Consider the following 8,083-nt stretch of genomic DNA (forward strand, 5'->3'; position numbering starts at 1 on the left):
TAGTCCCTCTAAACACCTTCAGAATCAGTTCTCTTTAGTGAAAAAACCTTGAAATATCACCTTGTCGCAATGAAGTTCGATTAAATCTACCTGTATGTTGTAGTTCGTCTCGAAGTATTTTGCGAAGCTCAGTTTTTGAAATTTCTTTCGTTTCTTCTTTTACTTTCACTGCTTCTGTTTGATTTTCTTTCATTAGTAACACTTGTTTAATACCAGCCATATTCAAGCCTTGATCTAATAAATCTTTAATCTCTAACAACTTATCTACATCGTTAAATGAAAATAATCTACGATTCCCCTTTGTACGGGTTGGAGAAACAAGATTATGCTCTTCATAGTAGCGAATTTGACGTGCAGATAATTGTGTTAAATCCATAACAATACCAATAGGAAACAGCGGAGCAGAACGTCTATCTTCTTTCATTGTTTCAGTTCCTCCTTCGCCTTAACTGCTTCTCATTCTATACCATGTTATGTTTAGTGTCAATAGATGTTAGCTTTTCTTACATGATTTTTTTATAAATTTTTTCATTCTTTTTTCTAATGAAACAAATCATTACTTTCACGCGAAAAAAGCTGTCGAAATCGACAGCTTCCCTTTAAGAAATTGTTAATAATTCCTTTTCAATTAATGCATCAATTGCAGAACAAATCGCAATCTTCACATGTGAATAAGTTAACCCACCTTGCACGTAAGCAACATAAGGCGGACGAATTGGACCATCGGCCGACAATTCAATACTCGCACCTTGAATAAACGTTCCCGCAGCCATAATGACATCATCTTCATAACCCGGCATATAGTTGGCATATGGAGTGAAGTGAGAATTAATTGGAGATGCATATTGAATCGCTTGGCAAAACGCAATCATACGATCTTTATCATCAAATTGAACAGACTGAATTAAATCTGTTCTTGGTGCATTCCATGCTGGTGATGTATTCATTCCTAATTTTTCTAAAAATGCAGCTGTAAAAATCGCACCTTTTAGCGCTTGTCCCGCTACATGCGGCGCTAAGAAGAAACCTTGATACATTTCTTGCAGACTGTATAAAGATGCACCTGCTTCCGCACCGATTCCTGGAGATGTCAAACGATATGCACACGCTTCAACATACTGTTCTTTACCAACAATATAACCACCAGTTTTAACAATTCCACCACCTGGGTTTTTAATAAGCGAACCTGCCATTAAATCTGCACCAACATGACATGGCTCTTGCTCTTCAATAAACTCGCCATAACAGTTATCTACAAACACAACAACATCCGGTTTAATTTCTTTAACAAACGCTATCATCTCTTTAATTTGAGAAATAGTAAACGACGGACGAGTAGCATAACCTTTTGAGCGCTGAATACCAATCATTTTCGTATTACTTTGAATTGCAGCCGCAACAGCTCCAAAATCAACAAGCCCCTCTTCAGTAAGCGGAACTGCATTATAACCAATATTATATTCTTTAAATGAACCTACACCTTTTCCGCGTACACCAACGATTTCTTCTAACGTATCATACGGCTTGCCAGTGATGTACAATAACTCATCTCCTGGACGTAAAATACCGAATAACGCTGTAGAAATAGCGTGCGTACCTGAAATAATTTGCGGACGAACAAGACCTGCTTCCGCTCCAAATACATCCGCATACACTTTTTCTAACGTATCACGACCAATATCATCATAACCGTAACCTGTCGTTGGAATAAAGTGCGAATCACTAATTTTATGTTTACGAAAACTTTCTAATACACGAAACTGATTACTTTCAATCACTTCATCCGCACGTTTATGTACTTCTGTAATTTGGCTTTCTACTTCTTTTACGATTGGAGCAATTTTTTCTCCATTTTTCAAACGATCAAACATTTTTATTTTCTCCTTCTTCTACTAAAAATCTCTTTAATTGCACATTAAGCGATGAATGAGCAAAAATATACCCTGCGCAATCATATACAAATTTATCTTCCAAAAACTCCATCTTTGTTAATAGTGTCTCCGTCTTTAATAGCGTTAACAACTTACCTTCACTCGGAGGAATTTCCACTTGATAACGATTCATTTCTTCCTTCATTTTCGTTTCTATTGCTTCTTTTATATGTAATAGATCTATTTCTTCAAAAGCACTAGTCATTAAGAAATCACTTTTCGGAAACGGAATAAAGTTTTGATGTAATTCATCTTTTTTATTATATAACGTAATAATAGGAATATGATTAATTCCAAGTTCTGACAATAATTGTTTTACTGTTTCCTCATGCCCTACATAATTCGGATCTGCAGAATCAACTACATGTAAAATAACGTCTGCTTCACCAGCTTCTTCTAATGTCGAACGAAAAGCAGCAATTAATGACGTAGGTAAATCTTGTATAAAACCAACTGTATCAGTTAGTAATACTGTATATCCAGAAGGTAACGGCATCTTCCTTGTTGTCGGATCTAACGTTGCAAACAACAAGTTTTCTTCAAACGTATCAGCTTCCGTTAATCTATTAAACAGTGTAGATTTCCCCGCATTCGTATACCCTATTAATGAAACTTGAAATACTTTATTATCTTTTCTTCTTTCACGATATCTTTTTCGATGTTCCACAACAACTGCAAGTTGCTTCTTTATTTCATCAATGCGCGATCGAATATGACGACGATCCGTCTCAAGTTTCGTCTCACCCGGCCCTCTCGTTCCAATACCACCACCAAGACGTGATAAAGACAATCCTTGTCCCATAAGACGTGGCATTGTATATTGCAACTGAGCTAATTCTACTTGAAGCTTACCTTCCCTCGACTTCGCACGTTGCGCAAAAATATCTAATATAAGTTGCGTTCGATCAATTACCCTCGCATCTAATACTGAGGATAAATTCCGAATTTGACTCGGCGTTAATTCGTTATTAAATACGATAACATCCGGTGCTAATTCTTCAGTTAACATTGTAAGCTCTTCTAATTTACCTTTACCTATATAAGTCGCCGGATGAAACTTCGGTCGTTTTTGTGTTGTAGACACTAACAATTCTGCTCGTGCAGTCTTCGCTAGTGATGCAAGTTCTTTCATGGAATGCATAAATTTTTCATCATCATCTTGCGGCAATTGACAGCCCACTAATATGACTTTTTCTTTTTCTTCCATCAAATATGTTCACTCATCCTTTTCGAAATTTAAACCTTCTAATATAATAGCAGAGGAAGCACATTTCATCTAGTTAGCGGGGGAGAAAATTCATGGCATGGGAGATTTTTAGCATCATAGGCACAATTGCTTTCGCGCTAAGCGGAGCCATTGTTGCAATGGAAGAGGATTATGATATTTTCGGGGTGTATATTTTAGGAATGGCAACCGCATTTGGGGGAGGTGCCCTTCGTAATTTATTAATCGGTTATCCGATTGTCGCGTTTTGGCAACAAGACATGTTATTCCAAATCGCACTTTTATCAATGACAATTATTTTTCTTTTTCCAAATAAATTAATTAGACACTGGAAAAAGTGGGAAAATATCACTGATGCTATCGGCTTATCAGCATTTGCCGTACAAGGAGCACTATATGCTCAGAAATTAAATTTACCAATTAGCGCTACAATCGTAGCAGCTGTTTTAACTGGCATTGGCGGTGGTATCATCCGCGATCTTTTAGCCCGCAGAAAACCTCTCGTTCTTCGAGCTGATGTATATGCTTTTTGGACGATTTTAGCAGGTTTCTTAATTGGCGCTCAAATTATTGTTAGCGATTGGGCTCTATACACCTTATTCATTTTAATTGTTTGCTTCCGCATGGTTTCTATTCATTACAAATGGCACTTACCGCATAGGCGCATCGACACAAACGAACGTTCAATGCACAAATAACAATCCAACCTCTTTACATATGGTAAAGGGGTTTTTCTTTTCTAATGAGTTTTTCCTTACATAATGTTTATACTAATTCTCAAAGCGAGGTGAATACAAATGACAAACCATGTGAATAAAGGTGCTCAAAAAAGCTCAGTAGGTCAAATTGGACACGATCCTAATTCTGCACACGAAAAAAGTGCTAAAATGGAACGATTCCATAAATCTTATCAAGAAAAAGCAAAAAAATAGTAAAAGCACTTATACAGAAAAAACAGACGCACAGTTTACGTACTGTGCGTCTCCTCTTCAAGCATCAAATCGCTACTTGATATCCCTATTAAATCATATTTATCATACGTATCTTCTTGTAACAACCGCATAGCCTGTGTACGAATCGATTTTTCAACTATATTCCGTACATATCGTCCATTACTAAACGATGTAATTTGCGACGAGTACTTTACAGCATGTAAATGATCTCTAAATTTCCATTCAGCCTCTTTCGATAACTGGTATTCACGCTCTTCATACATCCTCTTCCCAATTTCTAACAGCTGATTTACTGAGTAATCCGCAAATTCAATTATAAACGGAAAACGGGATTGTAGTCCTGGATTTAATGAAAGAAAGTGATTCATCTCTCTTGAATATCCAGCTAAAATCAATACAAAACCGTGTTGTTTATCTTCCATATGTTTTACGAGCGTATCAATTGCCTCTTTCCCAAAATCTTTTTCTCCCCCTCGGGCTAATGAATACGCCTCATCAATAAACAAAATACCTCCCATTGCTTTTTTTATTAAATCCCTTGTTTTTTGAGCTGTATGACCGATGTACTCTCCTACAAGATCCGCACGTTCAGCTTCAACTAAGTGCCCTTTTGATAGAATATTCATCTCAAACAATAACTTCCCTATCATTCTAGCAACAGTTGTCTTCCCTGTACCTGGATTCCCTTTAAACAACATATGGAGTACTTGCTTCTCAGACTTCAACCCTATTTCTTGTCTTTTTTTATTTACATAAATCCAAGCATATATTTCTTTTATTATCTTTTTTATATCATCCATCCCAACGAGCTTCCCCATCTCTTCTTCAATTCTTTGCAGCATCTCATGTTTCGTAGTAGTTTCATTTGAAATTACTGTTTTATTTTCTGCGGCCGGTAAAGAAATTTTCTTTCGATGATTTAACACAATGTTAATTTGATTATTATTTTTCTTTCGCATCGATTGTTCCATACAATCACCTCATTTTATCCACTCACCAAATATTATTATTCCTGCCTCCCTTACAAATGACTATTTTCAGAAAAGTTTGCTATAATATAAGAAATAATGAAGGTGGTGGGACTATGGAGACAACGGAATTCCATGATACAATACAAGCCTTTTCTATTTTTTTATTGAATAAAGGCCGAAAACCTTCAACCATTAAACGTTACGTTTATGACATTGAAGATTTCGGACATTGGTTAGAAAAAAACAAAAAGCTCCCTTCCAGTAATATATGGGCTACACTTTGTACAAAAGACTACGAAGATTACTTTTCCGACTTAAAAAAGAATCGACATTACTCAGAGAAAACGATGCACCGTGTATTTATTGTATTGAATAGAATGCATCACTTTCTAAACATCCCTAACCCATTAAAGAACATGGAAATTTCTATTCAACCAGATCGCACACTTCGCAATGAAGATTTCATTTCATCTGATGAAGAAAAAAGATTAAAACATATAGTCACTTCATTAGAAGGACTTTCAGAAAAACAACGTCCTGTGCGCCCTTTATTGATGGATCGTAATATCGCTATTTTAAACTTATTAATTGACTATGGATTATCCTTACAGGAACTTACAGCATTAACTATGAATCACGTCCACTTTGAAACTAACACATTATCTATCCCAGCAACCGCAGGGGTAGAAAGAACAATTACATTAACCAGCGAAGACAAAAAACAACTATATACTTATTACAAAAGTATCCCTGAACCCGTTCGTCCAAAATACCATAGTAATGATCCATTATTTATCGCATTTGATTTTAATCGCGGAACATACAGATGGGTATACGAAAATGATGCACCAAAGGGATTAACAGAAATCGCTATCCAAAAAATGATTCGCCTTGAGGTATCTAGAGCTAATTTACGCAAAGGAATCTCAGGACAACACTTTCGTAACACCTATATTTTAAACTTAATAAAAAAAGAAACTCCGGAGTCAGAAATTATAAAACTAGCTGGGTTCAAATCGAAAATTTCACTAAAACGCTATTATCAATACGCAGAAAATAGAAAAAACGCCTTATGATAAGGCGTTTTTTCTATTTTTTCTTCAAACAAACGATTTTACTATGACCATTTAACTAATTTTTGCATCTACTATGATGAGTTTCATTCACATTCTCATTAGAAAGGAGAGATTTAATGTCTCGTTATGACGACAGTCAAAACAAATTCTCCAAACCATGCTTTCCAAGTAGCGCTGGGCGAATTCCAAATACCCCATCAATCCCAATTACTAAGGCACAACTTAGAACATTTCGCGCAATCATTATCGACTTAACAAAAATAATCCCAAAACTTTTCGCAAATCCATCTCCCCAAAACATTGAAGATTTAATTGATACATTGAACCTACTAAGTAAATTTATTTGTTCGCTAGACGCTACTTCCTCCCTGAAAGCGCAAGGATTAGCTATTATAAAAAACTTAATAACTATATTAAGAAACCCAACCTTCATAGCAAGTGCTGTATTTGTTGAACTCCAAATTTTAATTAATTATTTACTTTACATCACAAAGTTATTCCGAATCGATCATTGTACACTCCAAGAACTCCTTAAATTAATTGCAGAGTTACAAACTACTCTAGTTAATTCGGCTTCGTTCGGCAGAGGTCCTACCGGGCCTACTGGACCTACTGGACCTCGAGGTAACACGGGTGCTACTGGCGCTACCGGTGCTACTGGTGCTACTGGCGCTACTGGCGCTACTGGTGCTACTGGTGCTACTGGTGCTACCGGTGCTACTGGTGCCACTGGCGCTACCGGTGCTACTGGTGCCACTGGCGCTACTGGTGCTACTGGTGCTACCGGTGCTACTGGTGCCACTGGCGCTACCGGTGCTACTGGACCTCAAGGTAACACTGGCGCTACTGGTGCTACTGGTGCCACTGGTGCCACTGGTGCTACTGGCGCTACCGGTGCTACTGGACCTCAAGGTAACACTGGCGCTACTGGTGCTACTGGTGCTACTGGCGCTACCGGTGCTACTGGACCTCAAGGTAACACTGGCGCTACTGGCGCTACCGGTGCTACTGGTGCCACTGGCGCTACCGGTGCTACTGGACCTCAAGGTAACACTGGCGCTACTGGTGCCACTGGCGCTACCGGTGCTACTGGACCTCAAGGTAACACTGGCGCTACTGGTGCTACCGGTGCTACTGGTGCTACTGGTGCCACTGGCGCTACCGGTGCTACTGGACCTCAAGGTAACACTGGCGCTACTGGTGCTACTGGACCTCAAGGTAACACTGGCGCTACTGGTGCCACTGGCGCTACTGGCGCTACTGGTGCCACTGGCGCTACTGGTGCCACTGGTGCCACTGGTGCCACTGGTGCCACTGGTGCTACTGGACCTCAAGGTAACACTGGCACTACTGGCGCTACTGGTGCTACTGGTGCTACCGGTGCTACTGGTGCTACTGGTGCTACTGGTGCCACTGGTGCTACTGGTACCACTGGCGCTACCGGTGCTACTGGTGCCACTGGCGCTACCGGTGCTACTGGACCTCAAGGTAACACTGGCGCTACCGGTGCTACTGGTGCTACTGGTGCTACCGGTGCTACTGGACCTCAAGGTAACACGGGTGCTACTGGTGCTACTGGTGCTACTGGCGCTACTGGACCTCAAGGTAACACTGGCGCTACCGGTGCTACTGGTGCTACCGGTGCTACTGGACCTCAAGGTAACACGGGTGCTACTGGTGCCACTGGACCTCAAGGTAACACTGGCGCTACTGGTGCTACCGGTGCTACTGGTGCCACTGGCGCTACTGGTGCCACTGGCGCTACCGGTGCTACTGGTGCCACTGGCGCTACTGGTGCTACTGGCGCTACTGGACCTCAAGGTAACACTGGCGCTACCGGTGCTACTGGCGCTACTGGACCTCAAGGTAACACGGGTGCTACTGGTGCTACTGGTGCTACTGGCGCTACTGGACCTCAAGGTAACAC

At 39.9% G+C, this 8,083-nt stretch carries 8 protein-coding genes; 4 read left to right on the forward strand and 4 right to left on the reverse strand.

The window, feature by feature from the left end; translation table 11 throughout:
• Positions 1–34: 34 nt before the first annotated feature.
• The 3 genes from glnR to hflX form a co-directional block, all read right to left on the reverse strand.
• Positions 35–424 (reverse strand): transcriptional repressor GlnR, encoded by a 390-nt coding sequence (gene glnR, locus V7S50_RS23815; protein ID WP_000656783.1) that lies wholly within the window; start codon positions 422–424, stop codon positions 35–37.
• Between the two features lie 175 nt (positions 425–599).
• A complete protein-coding gene (locus V7S50_RS23820; RefSeq protein WP_048525536.1) occupies positions 600–1,871 on the reverse strand; it encodes a methionine gamma-lyase family protein in 1,272 nt (423 codons plus the stop codon).
• Positions 1,864–3,138 carry a GTPase HflX gene (hflX, locus tag V7S50_RS23825; protein ID WP_242255050.1) on the reverse strand — a complete coding sequence of 425 codons (1,275 nt, stop codon included), beginning with the start codon at positions 3,136–3,138 and terminating at the stop codon, positions 1,864–1,866. The genes V7S50_RS23820 and hflX overlap by 8 nt, the downstream gene beginning before the upstream one ends.
• A 92-nt stretch (positions 3,139–3,230) precedes the next feature.
• On the opposite strand from hflX, the gene V7S50_RS23830 reads away from it, so the two are divergent.
• Positions 3,231–3,854, forward strand: a complete 624-nt coding sequence (locus V7S50_RS23830; protein ID WP_000312265.1) for a trimeric intracellular cation channel family protein — start codon at positions 3,231–3,233, stop codon at positions 3,852–3,854.
• Positions 3,855–3,953: 99 nt separating this feature from the next.
• Positions 3,954–4,088 carry a hypothetical protein gene (locus tag V7S50_RS23835; protein ID WP_000181496.1) on the forward strand — a complete coding sequence of 45 codons (135 nt, stop codon included), beginning with the start codon at positions 3,954–3,956 and terminating at the stop codon, positions 4,086–4,088.
• A 35-nt stretch (positions 4,089–4,123) separates the two neighbouring features.
• Here the strand turns inward: V7S50_RS23835 and spoVK are convergent, their stop codons facing one another.
• Positions 4,124–5,080: a stage V sporulation protein K gene (spoVK, locus tag V7S50_RS23840; RefSeq protein WP_048525539.1), complete on the reverse strand. Its 957-nt coding sequence runs from the start codon at positions 5,078–5,080 to the stop codon at positions 4,124–4,126.
• Between the two features lie 113 nt (positions 5,081–5,193).
• Between spoVK and V7S50_RS23845 the strand changes: the two genes are divergently transcribed.
• Positions 5,194–6,156: a tyrosine-type recombinase/integrase gene (locus tag V7S50_RS23845; protein WP_242255038.1), complete on the forward strand. Its 963-nt coding sequence runs from the start codon at positions 5,194–5,196 to the stop codon at positions 6,154–6,156.
• Positions 6,157–6,272: 116 nt separating this feature from the next.
• Positions 6,273–8,083, forward strand: a 1,811-nt coding sequence (locus tag V7S50_RS23850) for a collagen-like repeat preface domain-containing protein (protein ID WP_336584408.1), incomplete at its 3' end; no start/stop codon positions are given.

Source organism: Bacillus sp. CCNWLW194, assembly GCF_037120585.1.
GTDB classification, from domain to species: Bacteria; Bacillota; Bacilli; order Bacillales; family Bacillaceae_G; genus Bacillus_A; species Bacillus_A basilensis.

Excerpts from the sequence above, each read along its gene's own strand:
- hflX (WP_242255050.1), bottom strand. The coding sequence starts at position 3,138 with ATGGAAGAAAAAGAAAAAGTCATATTAGTGGGCTGTCAATTGCCGCAA.
- V7S50_RS23820 (WP_048525536.1), bottom strand. The coding sequence starts at position 1,871 with ATGTTTGATCGTTTGAAAAATGGAGAAAAAATTGCTCCAATCGTAAAA.
- V7S50_RS23845 (WP_242255038.1), top strand. The coding sequence starts at position 5,194 with ATGGAGACAACGGAATTCCATGATACAATACAAGCCTTTTCTATTTTT.
- spoVK (WP_048525539.1), bottom strand. The coding sequence starts at position 5,080 with ATGGAACAATCGATGCGAAAGAAAAATAATAATCAAATTAACATTGTG.
- V7S50_RS23835 (WP_000181496.1), top strand. The coding sequence starts at position 3,954 with ATGACAAACCATGTGAATAAAGGTGCTCAAAAAAGCTCAGTAGGTCAA.
- glnR (WP_000656783.1), bottom strand. The coding sequence starts at position 424 with ATGAAAGAAGATAGACGTTCTGCTCCGCTGTTTCCTATTGGTATTGTT.
- V7S50_RS23830 (WP_000312265.1), top strand. The coding sequence starts at position 3,231 with ATGGCATGGGAGATTTTTAGCATCATAGGCACAATTGCTTTCGCGCTA.